Here is a 20,540-nt window from a genome sequence, read left to right as displayed (position 1 = left end):
ATGAAAAGACTATTCATATTCATTCTGGCTTCGGCGGTGCTTATTGCCTGTGATAAAAAGCTGGATCTGTATAATCCCAATTATCCCACTACCGGAACATTCTGGCAAACACCTGCCCATGCAGATGCCGGCATTATTGCCGTGTACAATGCATTGGCGCTGGAAGGTACGTATACACGCTCTTTTCCCGGTCTCAGCGATAGCCGGGGCGATGATATGCAGGGTAACAGCCCCTGGAGCGACCTGGAACTGGTGGGCCGGTTTACTATACCCAGCAATTCGGCCCCGGTGGAATGGATCTGGCGCGATCATTACATTATTGTAAACCGGGCTAACCAGGTACTGCAATATGTGCCTGGCATTGCAGACGATCTTTTTCAGGCAGGCCATAAGAACCGTGTATTAGGGCAGGCCTACTTTTTAAGGGCCCTGGCCTACTTCAATCTCATTAATACATTTCAGAAAGTGCCTTTGATCACCGAACCGCAAAGCACTGCTGATAAATATTATCCTGAAACGGCCACGTCTGAAGCTGTCTGGAACCAGATTATTGAAGACCTCAGGCAGGCCGAAACCTTATTGCCGGTTACCTATACCGGCGTTTCAGGGCCTGACGCCGGGCAAAAGGGCCGTGCTACCAAAGGTGCAGCAGCAGGGCTTTTGGCAAAAGCATATTTGTACACAAAGAAGTATACAGCAGCAGCTGCCCAGCTTGAAAAATTTGTAAAAGCCGGTGGCGAGCTAAACGGTATTTATGCTTTAATGCCCGGTTACCGCAGCAACTTCAATACGGCAAATGAGAACAATGCAGAGTCGTTGTTTGAAGTGCAGTTCAGCGCTGAAGGGGGTACTGATGGGAACTGGACAGGGGAACCCAATGCCAACTGGCGCCAGTTCTGTGCCGTAGCGGTAACTTATGCACCTCCTGGTGAAACCTGGGGTGGTTATAGTGATTACGAGCCTACACGATCTTTGTATAATGCTTATAAATCTGAACAAACCGTTGATGGTAAAAGTGATCCGCGCTTACTGGCAAGCATTACATCCTATGAGCCTGCCGATAACTCTACCACCGTATATGGTTTGGCGTGGCCTTATACCAGTACCAGCCTTATTTATGTAAGAAAATATACTTACGATGGTTTGGGCCTGCATCAGAAAGAGTCTTTCGAGTCTGGTGGCATCAACTATCGGGTGCTTCGTTATGCTGACATCTTGCTGATGTATGCCGAAGTGCTTAACGAGCTGAACCGTACTGCAGAGGCTTATTCCTATATTCAACAGGTTCGCAGCCGTGCCAGTTTAAGGGATCTGGCCACAGTAAAGCCGAATATGACGCAGGAACAAATGCGTGACCAGATTGCGCACGAGAGGTTACTTGAATTTTCCATCGAAGGGCAGCGTATTAATGATATTATCCGATGGGGCTGGCTGTATGATGCAGCAAAGCTGGCCCAGTTAAAGCAAAACGATACCGACTTTAACAGCTGGAAGCCCGGCAAGGAATATTTACCAATTCCTTTCAGCGAATTGAACAATAACAAAAATCTTTCGCCGAACAGCGCTAATTAAAAACCTGGTCCGACCAATAAGTTTCTGAATCCTGGTTTGCGTACCTACGCACCGGAACAAAGAGTAACTTAAATTTTTCAGGAGAAGCAAAACAATTACCATGAAGCAAATACTTTTATATACAACTATAGGATTCATCATGTTTTCTGGCTTTGGGTCCTGTACCAAAAACAGTTTCGACAGCCAGGCCCTTACCGAAACCGACCCCGGTATTTTTGAACCCAAGCCTTTTAGTGTGAATAACATTAACGATACTTATGGAAACATAGCCAGCTATGCTTTTACCGGTCAATGGGGCCCTTACAACCTGCACGATCCGTCAGTCATTAAAGAGGGAGAATGGTACTATTGTTTCAGCACTGATGTGGCTTATGGCCAGCAATTAAAACCCGGCATCATGGTGCGCCGTTCCAGGGACCTGGTAGATTGGGAGTTCCGCGGTTGGGCAGTAGATGGCCTGCCTAAGCAGGCGGTGGATTATATTAAAGGAATAAACAATACTTACACACCCAATGATGGTATCTGGGCCCCGTATATTATGAAAGTGGGCAGCGAGTTCCGGCTGTACTATTCATTGGCATCTTCGGGTTTCAGGGTAAGTGCTATAGGTTTGCTTACTGCCAGTTCGTTAGATGGACCATGGACAGAAAAAGGGCTGGCAGTTACTTCAAAAACCGAAGGTTCGGGAACTAATGCTATTGATCCCTCTGTAGTAGTGACACCTGCCGGCGATCATTATATGTACTATGGCTCTGCATGGGATGGTTTATTTGTTGTAAAGCTCAACCCCTCTACCGGGCTGGCTGCTACCACCGGGGATCTGGGTACACGTATTGTACGCCGTGGTAGAACCAATGGTGTGTATAATGGTAATTTAGAAGCGCCGGAAATTATTTACAATGCCGATCAGAAAAAATATTACCTGTTTGTTTCTTATGACTGGATAGATACCAAGTATAATGTGCGTGTGTTCCGGTCTGATAACCCTGCAGGCCCCTTTGTAGACTGGAACGGGGAAAATGCCGATACACAATCAGACCATGCAGACCAGATTGTATTAGGCCCCTATGCATTTAAAGGGCATGCCGGCTGGCAGGGAACAGCGCATTGTTCAGTGTTTAAAAATGAGCAGGGACAGTATTTTATGGCTACACAGGGCCGCCCGGCTGTAGATAAATATTATATGGTGATGCACGTACGCAAAATGTTCTGGATGGAAAATGGCTGGCCTGTGGTAAGCCCGGAGCGTTATGCCAATGTGCCGCAAACGGCTGTAACAAGAGATGAGCTGATAGGGGAATATGAGCAGGTGGTACACGGGTATGTACGTGTGCCCGGCTATGCCGAAACCCAAACTGATCCCAATATCAACAAGGCGGTAGATACTAATCCTATGCTTCATGCTGATGGTACCATTTTTGGCGACCCTAATAATACCTGGGTGTACGATGCTGCTACATCGCGCCTCGAGATGCGCTGGGCCGGTGGTTTGTTTGTAGACAGGCTGCATGTGTCGCGCGAAAGGGATTGGGAAAAAAAGAAGGAATCGACTATTGTAATGACAGGGTATAATGGTGGTGGCCTGGGACTTTGGTTCAAAAAAGTGAATTGATCTAAAAGGCCTGTTATAAACTGCCCGATATTATTTTGCAGCTGCAGGGTGCGACGCAATGAAGATGCCATATATTTTGCAGATGGTTCAATAAAATAGAAATAATAATGATAAAGAAACTTTTGTTTTGTGTGGCAGCAATCGTTGCCGGATATGTTGGAAATACCCAGGAGCTTCAGTTTGATGTGAATGTGAAAGCGGTTAAAGGGAAGATCAACCCCAATATGTGGGGCGTATTTTTTGAAGACATTAATATGGGGGCAGATGGGGGTATTTATGCAGAAATGATAAAGAACCGGTCTTTTGAATTTTACAAGCCATTGATGGGCTGGACTCCGGAGGGAACAGGTATACAAGAAGGCGATATGCAGGTGCTGAACCGCGGCGCACAAAAAACCAGCAATCCGCGGTTCCTTCGCGTAAATGTATCGAACGCGGGTAAAGGAGCCGCAGCATTGGTAAATGAAGGCTTTCGCGGTATGGGATTTAAGGAAGGCTTGAAATATACGTTTTCGGTGATGTATCAGCAGGTGCAACCTGGCGTGAAGATATACCTGGAATTATTAAATGATCAGGGCAATGTGATTGGCTCGGCCGATCTTGTACCGCAAAACACTGGCAAAGGCTGGCATCAACAAAGTGTTGAGCTGGCCGCTTCCCAAACGGTACTAAAAGGAAAATTCAGGGTAGGGTTTACCGGTAATGGCGTAATTGACCTGGATATGCTCTCTTTGTTTCCGCAGGATACCTGGAAGAACCGCCCAGGCGGCCTGCGCGCGGATATGGTACAAAAACTGGCCGATATGAAGCCCGGCTTCATCCGCTTTCCGGGCGGCTGTATCGTAGAAGGGCACGATTTAAGTGTACGTTACCAGTGGAAGAAAACCATTGGCCCGGTAGAAGAACGTGAATTGATCGTGAACCGCTGGAACACCGAATTTGCCCACAGGCCAACGCCCGACTATTACCAGACATTCGGCCTGGGATTTTTTGAGTACTTCCAGCTGGCAGAAGACATCGGCGCTGAGCCCCTGCCTATTTTAAACTGCGGCATGGCCTGCCAGTTTAATACAGCGGAACTGGTGCCTATGGATCAAATGGCTCAGTATGTACAGGATGCGCTTGACCTGATCGAGTTTGCCAATGGGGCTGTTACCACTAAATGGGGCAAAGTAAGAAACGATATGGGGCATCCTGCACCTTTCCATTTAAAAATGCTAGGTGTGGGTAACGAGAACTGGGGTCCGCAATATGTGGAAAGATTAAAGCTTTTTGAAAAAGCCATTAAGGCAAAATATCCCGAAATAAAATTAGTGTACAGCTCCGGCACCGATCCTGATGGCGAGCGTTTTGAGTATCTGAATGGGGAGCTGCGTAAATTAAAAGCCGATATTATTGATGAGCATTATTACCGCGTGCCGGAATGGTTTGTGCAAAATGTAAACCGCTATGATCATTATGATCGTAACGGGCCTAAGATCTTTGCCGGTGAATATGCAGCTCAAAGCGATAAGACAGTTTCACCCGATAATAAGAACAACTGGAAAACTGCCATTTCTGAAGCGGCTTTTTTAACCGGCCTGGAACGCAATGCTGATGTGGTTTGCATGGCCTCTTATGCGCCGCTGTTTGCACATGTGGATGGCTGGCAGTGGACGCCCGACCTGATCTGGGTAGATAATCTGAATGTATATGGTACACCTAATTACTATGTGCAGCAACTGTTCTCTTTAAATAAAGGTACCGATATTGTTCCGCTTACAGCTAATGGCAGCATAGTGGATGGCAAAGATAACCTTTTTGCTTCGGCTGTTGTGGATGCTGCTACGGGAGAAGTAGTTATAAAAATCGTAAATTACAATCCGTCTGCCAGGGAAGTGGCTTTTGCTGTACAGGGAGTGAAGAGCCTGGCGAGACAGGCCTCAGTAACGGTTTTAGCTACCGGCGATCTGGAAAAGGTCAACTCCATCGCGAAACCCAAAGAAATAGCGCCGGTTACAACAAACATTAATTTGAAGGGCAGAAAAATACAAACTACATTAGCACCTTATTCATTGACCGTGTTGAGATGTAAGTATAAATAAAGTATACCCATACAATGGATCAGGCCAATGCCATACAGTTATTAAAAAATGCAGACACAGCGCCTTCAGATGATGTTTTAAGCGATGTGATGGGTAAAAAATTGTTGGCTGTTTACCGAAATGTTCAGCAGTTGTTTGATGAAATGAATCTTACAGAAGAGTGGAAGTTTTATAAAGACGGTAATGCATGGCTTTGTAAGGTGCAGCATAAAAAGAAAACAGTGGTATGGCTTTCTGTATGGGAAAAGTTGATTAAACTCGGCTTTTATTTTACATCAAAAACCGGCGCTGGCATTCAAAACCTGCGTGTTAACGACGAAATTAAAACCGGTTTTGACAAGGCTGCGCCGATAGGTAAACTGATGCCTTTGACAATGGACATCAGTGATAAGGAACAGTTAACTGATCTTAGAGAGGTACTGCAGTATAAGATCAGTCAGCTTTAATTTTAATGCATCTTTATTTCCTCTATTTCAATGAAAAATATTTTCTTACTCCTGGCTTTTCTTTATTGGATAGCCGGCCTGGAGGCCCAGGAACTTATCAAAACAAATGATGTAGGAGTGCATGACCCGGTGATGATGAAAGAAGGCGATACCTATTATCTCTTTACAACGGGTTTTGGTATATCGGTATGGTCATCTAAAGACATGCAGCACTGGCAACGTGAAAAGCCGGTCTTTGATAAAGCGCCGCAATGGGCTGTGGATACCATTCCCGGGTTTAAAGGACATATATGGGCGCCTGATATTTATTTTCATAAAGGGTTGTATTACCTGTATTATTCCGTATCAGCATTTGGAAAGAACACTTCGGCTATCGGGGTAACCACCAATAAAACATTAAATCCTGCTGCGCCGGGGTTTAAATGGATCGATCATGGGCGTGTGATCCAATCTTATCCCGGCATTACCAACTGGAATGCCATTGATCCTAATATTATTGACGATGAAAAAGGCGATGCTTACATGAGCTTCGGTTCTTTCTGGGATGGTTTGAAGTTAGTGAAACTAAGCAAAGACCGGCTTTCCATAGCAGCGGAGGTAAGTGAAATTCCAACCATTGCCAGCCGGAAATCAGCACCGGGAGATCCCAATCCGCCTGCAATAGAAGATAACCCTAAAGACGCCGGAGGCAATGCCATAGAAGCGCCGTTTATTTTTAAAAAGAACGGGTATTACTATCTTTTTGCTTCTATTGATTATTGCTGCAAAGGCGTGAGGAGCACTTATAAAATGATCGCAGGACGATCTGAAAAAATAACAGGCCCCTATTTAGATGATAAAAGCATTGATATGGCCAAAGGTGGCGGCCGGCTGGTTGTAAAGGGAAATGATCGCTGGCACGGTGTTGGTCATAATGCAGTGGTTAACGATCAGGGTAATGACTATCTTGTATTTCACGGGTATGATGGAAATGACAACGGGCGTTCAAAACTGCATATCAAAAAAATAGACTGGGATCAACAGGGCTGGCCTGTAATAGAATAAATAATAGGGGCTATCGCCCTCTTGGTGATTAACTTTGGTAAGTATAGTCTGCGAAAGGATATTAAGTAAGATCTCTTTTAAACCGGTTCGGAGAAATGCACAATAGTAATATAATCACTTCAGATAAGTTGATAAGTAGGCAATAGACCGAAACAATAATTTATCTGGCCTTTCCTTGGATACTGGTTATTGTTGGATAGCCCATCCTTTTTTACCATATTTGCGGTAATAATTAAGGGAGCGGTACACATTTAACAGTGGCTCCTGTCTGTATTATATCCAATAGTAAAAAGTCCGCCATGAAAAATTATTTGTTTGCATTTGTATTCTTATGGTTGTTCACACCATTGAATTCAAATGCCCAAAAAGCTGCTGTAAAAAAAACGGCATCTATACCCTATACCTTAAAGATCGATAAGCGTATTTCTGACTCTGCGCTGGTGGATCTGGTGCAAAAACAAACCCTGCGCTATTTCTGGGACTTTGCACACCCCGTAAGTGGTATGGCCCGCGAACGCAGTAACGAAACTTTTAACTACGGACAGGAAGTCGTAACTACCGGTGGCACTGGCTTTGGTATCATGGCTATTATTACAGGTGTAAACAGGGGATGGATTGAAAGAGATACAGCAGCCCGGTTTTTATTAAAAATGGTAAAATTTCTTTATAAAGCAGAGGCTTATCATGGTGTATTCCCGCATTGGCTGAATGGTGAGACGGGGAAAACCATTCCGTTTAGCCGGAAGGATGATGGTGCTGATCTGGTAGAAAATGCTTTTTTATTCCAGGGGCTGCTTTGTGCAAGGCAATACTTCAATGCAGATAATGATACAGAACGGCAGCTGCGTGGACGTATTAATGGTTTGTGGAACGATATAGAATGGGACTGGTTTACGCGTGATGGCCGCGAAGTATTATACTGGCATTGGAGCCCTTATAACGGCTGGGCAATGAATTTCCCATTACGTGGCTTTAACGAATGTTTGATTACCTATGTGCTGGCTGCATCCTCAACCAGGTATCCTGTGAGCGCTAATGTGTACCACCGGGGCTGGGCGCAAAGCGACTTCTTTAGAAACGGTAAAACATTTTATAACTATATGTTGCCTTTGGGTTTTGATTATGGCGGACCATTGTTTTTCTCTCACTATTCATTTCTTGGCCTTAGCCCCAAAGGTTTAAAAGACCAGTATGCAGACTATTGGCAGCAAAATCAAAATCATACGCTGATTAACTATTCTTATTGTGTGGATAATCCTAAAGCCTTCAAAGGTTATGGAGAAAATAGCTGGGGACTTACAGCCAGCGATGACCCTAACGGTTATGACGCGCACTCTCCTGTCAATGATAATGGTACTATTACTCCAACAGCGGCCTTGTCTGCTTTTCCTTACACACCCGATAAATCTATGAAGGCATTGCGCTATTTTTATAATGAGCTTGGTGATAAAATATGGAGGGAGTATGGTTTTACAGATGCCTTTAATGAAACCAAAAGCTGGTATGCAAGCTCTCATCTTGCTATCGACCAGGGCCCGATTGTAGTAATGATAGAAAATTACAGGACGGGATTGTTATGGGATCTTTTCATGAATTGTACCGAAGTAAAAAATGGATTGAAAAAGCTGGGTTTTACAAGTGAGTACCATCAGTAAAAGCGCTTCCGGGGAAAACAAAGAAGCACAAGTGAGCGATGATGAATTGCTGGAGCTGGTGCAGCGCCAAACGTTTAAATACTTCTGGGAATATGCTGAGCCTAATTCGGGTATGGCGCGGGAACGTAGCAGGGAGAATTATGAAAATGTGGTGACTACGGGAGGCTCTGGCTTTGGCATTATGGCCATCCTGGTGGCTGTGGAGCGCAGGTGGATTCAACGGGTAGACGCAATAGCCCGGATGCAAAAAATACTTTCATTCCTGCAGGGAGCAGAAAAATACCATGGAGCTTTCTCTCATTGGCTGGATGGCAACACCGGGCGAACTATACCTTTTAGCAAAAAAGATGATGGTGCAGATATAGTAGAAACATCTTTGCTGTTTCAGGGTTTGCTGGCGGCACGGCAGTATTTTTCGAAGAGAAGTAAAGAAGAAAAATTGATCAGGAAGTGCATCTCAGCACTTTGGGAAAACGTAGAATGGAGCTGGTTTACACGCGGCCGTGATGTACTTTATTGGCATTGGAGCCCACAACATCAGTGGAAAATGAACCTCCGGATTCAAGGATATAATGAGGCCCTAATTACTTATATACTGGCCGCTGCATCGCCTGAATACAGTATATCTAAAAAAGTATATGATAACGGTTGGGCACACAACGGCGGTTTGAAAAACGGGAAGAAGTTCTATAATACCGTGCTCCCGTTGGGCCCCGATTTAGGCGGCCCGTTGTTCTTTGCGCATTTCGGTTTTGCCGGGTTAGATCCGCGGGGATTAAAAGATGCCTATGCAGATTATGGAAAACAAAACCTGGCACATGTTACCATCAATTACCGCTATTGTGTAGATAATCCTTCCGGCTTCAAAGGCTACAGCAGACGGTCCTGGGGTTTATCTGCCTGCGATTATAAGAAAACATATCACGAACAGTCTCCTCTAAAGAACAACGGTACTATATGCTGCTCCGCTTCCCTGGCCAGTATGCCTTATCTGCCAAAAGCATCGCTTGCCGCCCTGCGGCATTTTTATGAAAACCTGGGCGATAAAATTTTCGGCGGCTATGGCTTTACAGATAGCTTTAATGAAACGCACAACTGGTATGCTGATTCTTACCTGGCGATTAACCAGGGCATCACTATTATAATGATAGAGAATTACCGGACAGGTCTGCTATGGAACTTATTTATGAGTGTGCCAGACATACAAAATGGTTTAAAAAAATTGGGGTTTACCAGTACTTACTTTGAATAAGATCGTAACATCGTTTAGGGGGATTAAAAATAGTAATCCGTGAGCCCATTGGCTATAGGCAAGGGTGGTTTCAAAAGATTTTTTAAACTTTAACCGGTATCACGGTACGTACATTCAATCATAGTATACCGAGACTCTTAACACAGAATTCCTTATTCTTCCATTGAAAAGAATCGGATGTATGCAGGTGCGTCATTCGCCAGGCCAATCGTAAGTTTGTAGCAGGTATTGTAATATGAAAAAAACACACGCTTAAATGGTATAATCGGTAACGGGTCAAATAATGTCCTCCTTTCAGGGTTTAAGCGGGTTGCCATACATTTTGTATAATCATTGCAACAAGCCTGAAGGGTGGAAAGGATTATAAAAGTAAGGACTGGTATGCTGAGAACTCCACAAGGCCTGATATAAAACATAAAAGTCTTCAAAACCGGATGCATTTGCCCCGTAGTCGATGGCTTATCTGGATAAAAATGCCGAACTTGTGGATAGCTTGTTATTTTTTTAAGATTGTTTAAGAGAGCGGGGCTCTTGTGTTAATTGCCGGTACCATGTTCTGTATTGATTTTTACAGGAATGGAAAAATCTGCTGCGAAGACCAGCGCCCGTTTTATGTGTATTATTGTTTGCGATCGTGTGTCTGGTTACAGGCACCAGTGCTTTCAGTATGGGTAACAGGTGTTTAAAAAACGCGTTGATATAAATTTTTAACTCCATTTATAAAATAAATAATCATGACTCATCTTCTCAACATCAATGCTTCGGGTAAAGAAGCACATACTTACGATGCTATTGTTATTGGCAGTGGCATCAGCGGCGGATGGGCGGCCAAAGAGCTTTGCGAAAAGGGACTGAAAACATTGGTGTTGGAACGGGGAAGAGCCGTGAAGCATATTGTGGATTATACAACTGCCAACCTGCCCCGCTGGCAAATGTCGCACCGGGGCTGGATTACAGAAGCGGTGAAAAAAGAAAACCCTTTAATTTCCAGGGCGGCAGGATATGACGAAGCTACTATGCAGTTTTTTGTAAAAGACAATGACCATCCTTATATCCAGGAAAAACCTTTCGACTGGATACGCGGCTACCAGGTAGGCGGCAAATCCTTAACATGGGGGCGTGCCTGCGCCCGCTGGAGCGAATACGATTTTACTGCGCCCGAACGTTATGGTTATGGCATTTCCTTTCCTGTTGGTTACAATGACATCAAAGACTGGTACAGCCATGTAGAAAAATTTATCGGCGTGTGTGGCAATAAAGAAGGTATTGAATCTATGCCGGATGGAGAGTTTCTGCCGGCTTATGAACTCAACTGTGTAGAGCAGCATCTGCAGAAAGTAATAAAAGAAAAGTTTGGCCGCCATTATGTTTCAGGGCGCTGGGCGCATATTACAGAATTAAAAGATATACATAAAGCGCAGGAGCGGATGCAATGCCAGAACCGCAATTTATGTATGCGTGGCTGCCCGTTTGGTGGTTACTTCAGCTCCAACTCCTCTACATTGCCCTGGGCAGAAAAAACCGGTAATCTTACATTACGTTCTCACGCCGTGGTGCACTCCATTATTTACGACGAGCAAAAGCAAAAAGCCTCAGGAGTAAGGGTCATAGACGCGGTAACACATAAGGCGACTGAATATTTTGCAAAAATGATTTTCGTCAATGCCTCTGCTTTAAATACCAACCTCATCCTGTTAAACTCAACATCACATCGTTTCCCGGATGGTTTGGGAAATGACAGTGGTGTACTGGGTAAATATATTTGTTTTCATAATTATCGGGGCAGTATGAACGGATATATTGATGGTTTTGAAGATAAATATTATAAGGTATCCAAGCCGGCAGAATGTATTGTGGCCAATTTCAGAAATGTGAAACAACGGGATGCTGATTTTGTGGGCGGGTATACAATATATTCCGGCGCAGGCCGGGAAATGTTTAATGAGTACGGCCTTGATGTAACCATCGGCAAAGAGTATAAAGAAGCTATGAGCGAACCGGGCCGCTGGAGCGCATACATGTACATGCAGGGCGAAACCATTGCCAAAGCATCCAACCACGTGCGGTTGAGTAAAGATAAAAAAGATGAATGGGGTATTCCTTTATTAATTACTTCGGTAGACTACGATGACAATGATGATAAAATGGTGGCAGACTTCCTGGAGCAGGGCGAGTTGATGCTAAGCGCTGCCGGTGTAAAAGATATCCAGGTAAGAGACAGCAAACAGGCACCTGGATTGGATATTCATGAAATGGGTGGCGTTCGTATGGGCAACGACCCTAAAACCTCCATGCTCAACAGGTATAACCAACTGCATCATTGCAGCAATGTATTGGTAACCGATGGTGCCTGCATGACCAGCACGGGTAACCAAAGCCCCTCCATTTTGTATATGGCATTTACAGCAAGAGCTGCAGACTATGCCGTACAGCAACTGAAGAAAGGAAACCTGTAGCAGCGCCCCTGTTTATGCAGCAAAGCTGAAAGCGCAATAGGAATACCATAAATGAACGGTTCAAAACAGTCCTTTCGGCACGCTTCGCAGGTAAAGCTGAAACGAGCGACTTAGTTAGCATCAGTATTGATATATAAAGTAAATCATATTAAAAATGGAGAATGGGTACCATCAGGTATGGTTGCATTGGTTGCTTTACTATCATGCTGATAAATTATGTTAAGCATTATCTTTTCATTTTTAAAAATAAATAATCGTGCAACGAAGTTTGAAAAAAGGGATCCTTTGGCTGTGTAGCACACTTTTCACAGTGGGTATTTCGGCGCAGTTATCTCCCGAACAAAGAGCAGAAGCATTGCTGAAAAAAATGACCTTGCAGGAAAAGGTGGGCCAGTTAAATCAATACTCCGGCGACTGGTCATATACCGGGCCTATCACTAAAGACGATGATAAGGTGAAGCAGATACAGCAGGGCATGTTAGGCGCTATGCTGAACATCACAGGTATTGAGCATACGGTTGAATTACAGAAGGAAGCTTTAAAAAGCCGCCTGAAAATTCCTTTACTATTTGGCCAGGATGTAATCCACGGCTATCGCACTACTTTTCCTGTTCCATTAGCCGAAGCAGCCAGCTGGGACATAGAGGCTATTTACCAGTCTGCCAGGATTGCTGCCAAAGAAGCCGCCGCCGATGGCGTGCACTGGACATTTGCGCCAATGGTAGATATCAGCCGCGACCCCCGTTGGGGCCGGGTAATGGAAGGTGCCGGTGAAGATCCTTTTCTGGGAAGTGCTATTGCAGCAGCCCGCGTAAAAGGGTTCCAGGGTAATGGTCCCGGCAGTACAGATGCTGTAATGGCCTGTGCCAAGCATTTTGCAGCTTACGGCGCTGCTGTAGGGGGTAGAGATTATAATTCAGTAGATATGAGCAGGCGGCAATTATGGGAAGTATACCTCCCGCCCTTTAAAGCTGCAGCCGAAGCAGGCGTAGCTACCTTTATGAATGCTTTTAATGATATCAGCGGCATACCTGCCACCGGCAACGCGTATCTTCAAAGAGATATTCTTAAGAAACAATGGGGCTTCAAAGGTTTTGTAGTAAGTGACTGGGGCTCCATTGGAGAAATGATACAGCATGGTTTTGCAAAAGATAATAAGGAGGCTGCCTGCAAAGCCATTATCGCCGGCAGCGATATGGATATGGAAAGCCGTAGTTATAAAGATTACCTGGGGAAGTTGGTAGAGGAAAAAAAAGTGCCGCAAGCTTTGATAGATGATGCAGTGAGAAGAATTTTAATAATGAAATTTAAAATGGGGCTGTTTGATGACCCGTTTAAGTTTTCCAACCCTGCCCGCAGCAAAGAAAATTTCGATAATCCTGAACATGCTGCTATCGCAAGAGATGTAGCCAGGAAAAGTATTGTATTATTAAAGAATGAGCAGCAACTATTGCCTTTAAGCAAGGCCACAAAAACCATTGCCTTTATCGGCCCTTTTGTAAAAGCCGTAAAAGATAACCTCGGTTTCTGGAGTTTGGAATGGCCGGATGACAGCAGCAGGATTGTAACACAGTGGGATGGTGTAAAAAATAAACTTAGTACAGGCAGCCGTTTATTATATGCAAAGGGGTGCAATATCAACGATGCAGACACCAGTATGTTTGCCGGGGCTGTAGCTACGGCAGTGCAGGCAGACATAGTAATCCTAAGCGTGGGCGAAGCAAGGGATATGAGCGGGGAGGCCAAAAGCCGCAGCAGCATTGGCTTGCCGGGCGTACAGGAAAAATTAATTCAGGCTGTTTACGCCACGGGCAAACCAGTAATAGTGCTGATGAATGCGGGTCGCCCGCTTATTTTTAACTGGACGGCCGATCATGTTCCCGCTATTGTGTACACCTGGTGGTTGGGCACGCAGGCCGGCAATGCCATTGCAGATGTATTGTTCGGCGATTATAATCCGGCAGGCAAACTACCTATGAGCTTTCCTTTATCCGAAGGGCAGATTCCTATTTATTATAATCATTACAATACCGGCCGTCCTGCCCATGGAGATAGCGACAGGTTTTACCGTTCTTCTTACATCGATCTTTCTTTATATCCCAGGTACTGCTTTGGTTATGGATTGAGCTATACCCAGTTTAAATATCATGATATGAAGCTAAGCCACAGCAGTGCAAAAGGCGACCAGATAGTGAAAGCAACCATATCCGTTACCAATACAGGTAATTATGATGGAGAAGAAGTGGTACAGCTATACATCCGGGATTTAGTGGGTAAAGTGGTGCGCCCGGTAAAAGAACTAAAAGGCTTTAAAAAATTAATGATCAGGAAAGGTGAAACAAAAGAGGTGAGCTTTGATATTACAACCGAGTTGCTGAAGTTTTATGACGATGATTTAAACTATGATTGGGAAGCTGGTGACTTCGAGGTAATGATAGGTGCACACTCGGGCAATGTAAGTACTAAAAAAATAACCTGGAACAAGTAAAGTAGCGGAGATAACACTCTTAAAAATGCCTTCCGGTTTAAACGGGGTCGGATTTTTTTTCTTAGCATTGCAAAGGCGCGCAATATGATTATTTATTTGTCACCGCATCCGGAGTAAAAAAGTGTTGCGCCCCATATACTTCTAATGATTCAAATGTTCAAAATGAAATACCTTAAAAGATGGCTCGTTATTAAAGCGCTAATAGTCACTTCGTTAGCGAATAGTTATGGCCAGCAATCGACCTATTGTAATCCCATTAATATTGATTATGGGTATACCCCTATACCCAACTTCAGCACCTGGGGCAGGCACCGGGCAACAGCCGATCCTGTAATTGTAAACTACAAAGGTGATTATTACCTGTTCAGCACCAACCAATGGGGTTACTGGTGGAGCAGCGATATGCTCAACTGGAAGTTTATTTCAAAAAAATTTTTACGTCCCTGGAATGCGGGTGTGTATGATGAGTTGTGCGCCCCTGCTGTTGGTATCATTGGCGATACCATGCTCGTATTTGGCTCTACCTACAGCCGTAATTTCACCATATGGATGAGCACCAATCCTAAAGCTAATGAGTGGAAGCCGCTGGTAGATTCTTTTGACATCGGCGGCTGGGATCCCTCTTTCTTTACAGATGATGACGGCCGGTTGTATATGTATAACGGCAGCAGCAATAAATTTCCGATGTATGGCGTAGAGCTGGACAGAACAACCATGCAACCCCAGGGTGCAAGAAAAGAAATGTACCTGCTGGAGCCCTGGCGCTTCGGCTGGCAGCGTTTTGGTGAGCATATGGATAATACTTTTTTAGATCCTTTCATTGAGGGCAGCCATATGACAAAATACAAGGATAAATACTACCTGCAGTACGGTGCGCCAGGCACAGAGTTTAGCGGCTATGCAGATGGATTGTTAATGGGGTCAGGTCCTTTAGGCCCCTTTGAGGCACAGTCCGACCCGTTAAGCATTAAGTTGGGGGGCTTTGTGAGAGGTGCCGGCCATGGTGCTACCTTTACCGACAACTATAACAGGTACTGGCATGTTTCCACTACGGTTATTTCTGTAAAAAATACGTTTGAAAGAAGACTGGGTATCTGGCCTACAGGCTTTGATGCCGATGGCACTATGTGGTGCAACACTACCTTTGGAGATTACCCTCATTATATTCCTTCACCGGCTATAGAAGATGGTTATGGTAAAGAAGGACTATCTCCCTACTTTACCGGTTGGATGTTACTCAATTATAACAAGCCAGTGCAGGTTTCTTCCACTTTGGGAGGATATGTACCTAATAATGCGGTGGATGAGCTGATGAAAACTTACTGGAGCGCCATAACGGGAAATAAAGGAGAATGGATCCAAACCGACCTCGGCAATATTTCAACCGTAAATGCCATACAAATTAATTATGCAGACCAGGATGTTGATTCAAACCGATTGGGAAAATTTACAGACCAGTATCACCAGTATAAGCTGTATGCATCAGTCGACGGAAAGAAATGGAAGATACTGGTTGACAAAAGCAATAATAAAGCAGATGTTCCACATGAATATGTACAGCTGGACAAGCCGGTACAGGCAAGGTTTATTAAACTTGAAAATATACACATGCCTACGGGAAAGTTTGCTATTAGTGGTTTGCGGGTGTTCGGCAATGGAAACGGGGCAAAGCCGGAAGCTGTAAAAGATTTTATAGTGCTTAGAACAGAAAAAGATAAGCGTAGCGCCTTTATAAAATGGCGCCCGGTAGATAATGCTTTTGCCTACCATATTTTTTATGGTACCCATCCGGACAAACTGTATACCAGTATAATGGTGCACAGTAATAATGAATACTGGATGAAAGCTATGGATGCATTAAAACCTTATTATTATTGCATACAGGCCATTAATGAAAACGGGGTGAGTGAGAGAAGTGAAGTGATTAAAGTGGAATGAATAGTGTCGCCCGGAGGCGACAACATAGCTTATACGAGGCGAAGACGCCTCGTATAGCATTACGAAATGCTGTGTGAAGTGTCTTCGCTTCACACGATTATGCTATCGCCTCCGGGCGATTCTAAAAAGAGAAACACTATGAGTTATGAATTTGCAGATGGCTACAAGATAAGGGACCAGGAAGGATTATATTTTATGACCTTTACGGTTGTTGGCTGGATAGATCTTTTTAGCAGGCAATTGTACCGCGATATTTTTATAAAGAATATGGCACATTGCAGGATGAATAAACAGTTGCTGGTGGGTGCTTATGTAATTATGAGTAATCATGTACACGTTATCTGGCAATCTAAAGTAGGATGCCTTAGCGATACTTTAAGAGATTTTAAATCATTCTGCACCAAAAGTTTTATTGAAGCAATATCTTCGGGCACAGAAAGCAGGAAGGACTGGTTGCTTTATATGTTCAGGTATCATGCAAAAGAAACAAATCAGAATAAAGAATTTAAAATTTGGACAAATGATAATCACCCGGAGGAAATAACAGGTGAAAGTTTTTTGAGAACAAAATTGAATTATATTCACGAAAATCCTGTAAGGGCAGGGTTAGTTACGAGGCCGGAAGATTATATTTATAGCAGCGCATCGAATTATATTACAGGGAAAGGTGTGATGGAGGTAGATTATTTGTTATGATGTGTCGCCTGGAGGCGACAACGTGCTTTATGCGAGGCGAAACTGCCTGACGGCAGTCAGGGACGCCTCGCATAGCGGGTTGCTGTGTGAAGCGTCCTCGCCTCACACTAATATACCGTCGCCTCCGGGCGACCCTAAAAAAGTTTAAAATGATATTTATGAAAAAAATAAAATGGTTAGTAGTTGTAGCATTCCTCTTTTTTGCCGGTACTGTTAAGGCCCAGGCACCCTTCCCTTTCTGGAACGATATACAAAAGTTTAAGCAGCAGGATAGTGCTGTTTTTCCTGCTTCCAATCAGATTTTATTCATTGGCAGCTCTTCTTTTACCTTATGGAAAGATGTGCAGGATTATTTCCCGGGATATAAAATTCTGAACAGGGCGTTTGGCGGCTCTACATTACTGGATCTTATCCGCTATCGTTATGATGTGATATTCCCTTATGCGCCGAAGCAGATTGTAATGTATTGCGGAGAGAACGATTTTGCTTCCGCCGATCAGCCTTCTGTTGAAACGGTACTGGGAAGATTCCGCACCCTGTATAAATATATAAGAGATAAGTATCCTTCCACCCTGTTTGTTTATGTATCCATGAAGCCCAGTCCCAGCCGGAAACAGTTACAGTTTAAGTACAGGGAAGCGAATGAATCGATCAAGCAGTTTTTGCTGAAAGATAAAAAGGCAAAATTTGTGGATGTTTATTCTTTAATGCTGAATGAGGATGGCAGTATCATGAGCGATATTTTTTTGGGCGATAACCTGCACATGAATGCCAAAGGGTATACGATCTGGAAAAAAGCAATGCGACCTTATTTAAGAAGTAAATAATTATCAGGGGCATAATCTTTTTTTGTTGCACTTTGTGTTACTTTGGGCTTTCCTCCAGGGGATTGCGGGGCGGGTATTAAAATAGAGAGCTCTTTGTGTGTACCGCTGTCATGCCTGTTAACCAACAGTCAAACCGGTAAAGAGGGCTATACCGCTACCGTTTTTTAAAAATTAAAAATTGCTTTGTATGATAAAAAATGTATGGGTTTCTTTTGCGTTTGTTATTTTATGGGTAATGGCTTCCTATGCGCAGCATAATGATGCAGCCATGAATAGTTTCATCACATCGCTGATGAGCAAAATGACAGTTGAGGAAAAAATTGGCCAGTTAAATTTGCCAAGTGCCGGTGAATTCACTACAGGAACTGCCACAAATTCTGATATTGGCCAGAATGTAAAGAAGGGCTTTGTAGGAGGGCTGTTCAATATCAAGGGCGTAGAAAAAATAAAAGCCATTCAAAAGGTAGCGGTAGAGCAAAGCCGTATGAAAATTCCCATGTTGTTTGGTATGGATGTGATCCACGGTTATGAAACTACTTTCCCGATCCCCCTGGGCTTATCCTGTACCTGGGATATGAAGGCGGTCGAGCAATCGGCGCGTATTGCAGCAATTGAAGCCAGTGCCGATGGGATCGGCTGGACATTTAGCCCTATGGTTGATATATCGCGTGACCCGCGATGGGGACGTGTTTCGGAAGGCAATGGCGAAGACCCCTACCTGGGCTCGCTGATAGCCAAAGCAATGGTAAAAGGCTACCAGGGAGATTTGAAGGCCCGCAATAACATATTGGCCTGTGTAAAGCATTATGCTTTATACGGGGCGTCTGAAGCTGGTCGTGATTACAATACTGTAGACATGAGCCATATCAGAATGTATAATGAATATTTTCCTCCCTACAAGGCTGCAGTTGACGCGGGTGTAGGTAGTGTAATGGCCTCATTTAATGAAGTGGATGGTATTCCTGCTACCGGTAATAAATGGTTGCTTACAGATGTGCTGCGGAAACAATGGGGCTTTAAAGGTTTTGTGGTTACTGACTATACAGGAATTAACGAAATGATCGATCATGGCATGGGCGATCTGCAAGCCGTATCCGCCCTGGCTTTAAAGGCGGGGATAGATATGGATATGGTAGGGGAGGGCTTTTTAAAAACGCTTAAAAAGTCTTTACAGGAAAAAAAGATAACAATGGCTGAGATTGATGCAGCCTGCCGCAGGATGCTGGAAGCAAAATATAAGCTGGGATTGTTTAAAGATCCTTATAAATATTGTGATGAGAACCGCGCGAAAACAGAGATTTTTACAGATGCTAACCGGAAAGTAGCCCGCCAGATTGCCGCACAAAGTTTTGTGCTGTTAAAAAATGAAGAGGGGGTGCTGCCGCTAAAAAAATCTGGAAAGATCGCATTAATAGGTCCTTTGGCTGATGCAGCCAATAACATGGCTGGCACCTGGAGCGTAGCTACAAAGCAGGAAAGGTCGGTGTCCGTACTGGCCGGGTTAAAGCAGGTTTTGGGTGCCAATGCAGAAGTATTGTATGCGAAAGGCAGCAATCTTACCGCCGATGCAGCATTGGAAGAAAGGGCCACTATGTTTGGTAAAGGGCTGAACCGCGATGCGCGTAGCGAAGAAGCATTGGAAAAAGAAGCGCTGGATATTGCTGCGAAAGCCGATGTTATTGTAGCGGCAATGGGCGAGGCGGCAGAATTTAGCGGAGAGGCCAGCAGTCGTACCGATCTGAACATTCCCGAAACACAGCAAAAGCTGTTAAAGCAACTACTGGCAACAGGTAAGCCGGTAGTGCTGGTACTGTTCACCGGCCGCCCGCTTACACTTACGTGGGAAGATAAAAATATACCGGCTATATTGAATGTGTGGTTTGGAGGTAGTGAGGCCGGAACTGCTATTGCGGATGTATTGCTGGGTGATGTCAATCCCTCAGGCAAGCTTACCATGAGCTTTCCTCAGAATGTTGGGCAAATTCCCCTTTATTATGCCCATAAAAATACGGGCCGCCCGTTAGAAGAGGGAAAATGGTTCCAGAAATTCCGCAGCAATTATATTGATGTAAACAATGACCCGTTGTACCCGTTTGGTTATGGGCTCAGCTATACTACGTTCCATTATGGAGATCTGAAGTTGAACAGTACTTCTTTAAAAGGCAATCAAACATTAAAAGTAAGTATTGAGCTAACCAACGCTGGCAAATACGATGGACAGGAAGTGGTTCAGCTTTATATCAGGGATATGGTGGGCAGTGTAACGAGGCCTGTAAAAGAACTGAAAGGTTTTCAGAAAGTGATGTTGAAAGCAGGCGAAACGAAAACAGTTACTTTCAATATTACCCCGAATGATTTAAAGTTTTATAACAGCAATTTAAAATACGATTGGGAACCGGGCGCATTTGAAATTATGATCGGCAGTAACTCACGGGATGTGAAAGCAGGAAAAATAGAGTGGGTGAAGTAG

Annotated in this window: 13 protein-coding genes; all 13 read left to right on the top strand. The window is 44.2% G+C overall.

The features are described from left to right. The 13 genes from ACYVBM_RS12975 to bglX (ACYVBM_RS12915) all read left to right on the top strand — a co-directional run bounded on the left by ACYVBM_RS12975 (window position 1) and on the right by bglX (ACYVBM_RS12915) (window position 20,540). Window positions 1-1,572 (top strand): RagB/SusD family nutrient uptake outer membrane protein, encoded by a 1,572-nt coding sequence (locus ACYVBM_RS12975; protein ID WP_460686095.1) that lies wholly within the window; start codon window positions 1-3, stop codon window positions 1,570-1,572. A 100-nt stretch (window positions 1,573-1,672) separates the two neighbouring features. After that, the gene (locus tag ACYVBM_RS12970; RefSeq protein WP_460686094.1) at window positions 1,673-3,184 is read left to right on the top strand and encodes a family 43 glycosylhydrolase; all 1,512 of its coding nucleotides are present in this window, start codon (window positions 1,673-1,675) and stop codon (window positions 3,182-3,184) included. A 107-nt stretch (window positions 3,185-3,291) separates the two neighbouring features. Continuing rightward, window positions 3,292-5,268: an alpha-L-arabinofuranosidase C-terminal domain-containing protein gene (locus ACYVBM_RS12965; protein WP_460686093.1), complete on the top strand. Its 1,977-nt coding sequence runs from the start codon at window positions 3,292-3,294 to the stop codon at window positions 5,266-5,268. A 14-nt stretch (window positions 5,269-5,282) separates the two neighbouring features. Then, window positions 5,283-5,714: a DUF3788 family protein gene (locus ACYVBM_RS12960; protein ID WP_460686092.1), complete on the top strand. Its 432-nt coding sequence runs from the start codon at window positions 5,283-5,285 to the stop codon at window positions 5,712-5,714. A 30-nt stretch (window positions 5,715-5,744) separates the two neighbouring features. Next, window positions 5,745-6,758 (top strand): family 43 glycosylhydrolase, encoded by a 1,014-nt coding sequence (locus ACYVBM_RS12955; RefSeq protein WP_460686091.1) that lies wholly within the window; start codon window positions 5,745-5,747, stop codon window positions 6,756-6,758. A 299-nt stretch (window positions 6,759-7,057) separates the two neighbouring features. Next, window positions 7,058-8,413, top strand: coding sequence for a glucoamylase family protein (locus ACYVBM_RS12950; RefSeq protein ID WP_460686090.1), 1,356 nt, complete (start codon window positions 7,058-7,060; stop codon window positions 8,411-8,413). Continuing rightward, complete coding sequence (locus ACYVBM_RS12945) at window positions 8,397-9,665, top strand: glucoamylase family protein (RefSeq protein WP_460686089.1); 1,269 nt, start codon at window positions 8,397-8,399, stop codon at window positions 9,663-9,665. The genes ACYVBM_RS12950 and ACYVBM_RS12945 overlap by 17 nt, the downstream gene beginning before the upstream one ends. 734 nt (window positions 9,666-10,399) lie before the next feature. Then, window positions 10,400-12,121: a GMC oxidoreductase gene (locus ACYVBM_RS12940; RefSeq protein ID WP_460686088.1), complete on the top strand. Its 1,722-nt coding sequence runs from the start codon at window positions 10,400-10,402 to the stop codon at window positions 12,119-12,121. A 256-nt stretch (window positions 12,122-12,377) separates the two neighbouring features. Then, the gene (bglX, locus tag ACYVBM_RS12935) at window positions 12,378-14,609 is read left to right on the top strand and encodes a beta-glucosidase BglX (RefSeq protein ID WP_460686087.1); all 2,232 of its coding nucleotides are present in this window, start codon (window positions 12,378-12,380) and stop codon (window positions 14,607-14,609) included. A 162-nt stretch (window positions 14,610-14,771) separates the two neighbouring features. Further along, on the top strand, window positions 14,772-16,547 hold the full coding sequence (locus ACYVBM_RS12930) for a family 43 glycosylhydrolase (protein WP_460686086.1): 1,776 nt from the start codon (window positions 14,772-14,774) through the stop codon (window positions 16,545-16,547). A 138-nt stretch (window positions 16,548-16,685) separates the two neighbouring features. Further along, window positions 16,686-17,243, top strand: a complete 558-nt coding sequence (locus ACYVBM_RS12925; RefSeq protein ID WP_460686085.1) for an REP-associated tyrosine transposase — start codon at window positions 16,686-16,688, stop codon at window positions 17,241-17,243. A gap of 158 nt (window positions 17,244-17,401) precedes the next feature. After that, window positions 17,402-18,070, top strand: a complete 669-nt coding sequence (locus ACYVBM_RS12920; RefSeq protein ID WP_460686084.1) for a GDSL-type esterase/lipase family protein — start codon at window positions 17,402-17,404, stop codon at window positions 18,068-18,070. Between the two features lie 187 nt (window positions 18,071-18,257). After that, the gene (bglX, locus tag ACYVBM_RS12915; RefSeq protein ID WP_460686083.1) at window positions 18,258-20,540 is read left to right on the top strand and encodes a beta-glucosidase BglX; all 2,283 of its coding nucleotides are present in this window, start codon (window positions 18,258-18,260) and stop codon (window positions 20,538-20,540) included.

It is taken from the genome of Niabella aquatica (genome assembly GCF_054779315.1).
The sequence above is the reverse complement of the archived record's forward strand: the minus strand, read 5'-3'. Positions and strand labels throughout refer to the sequence as shown.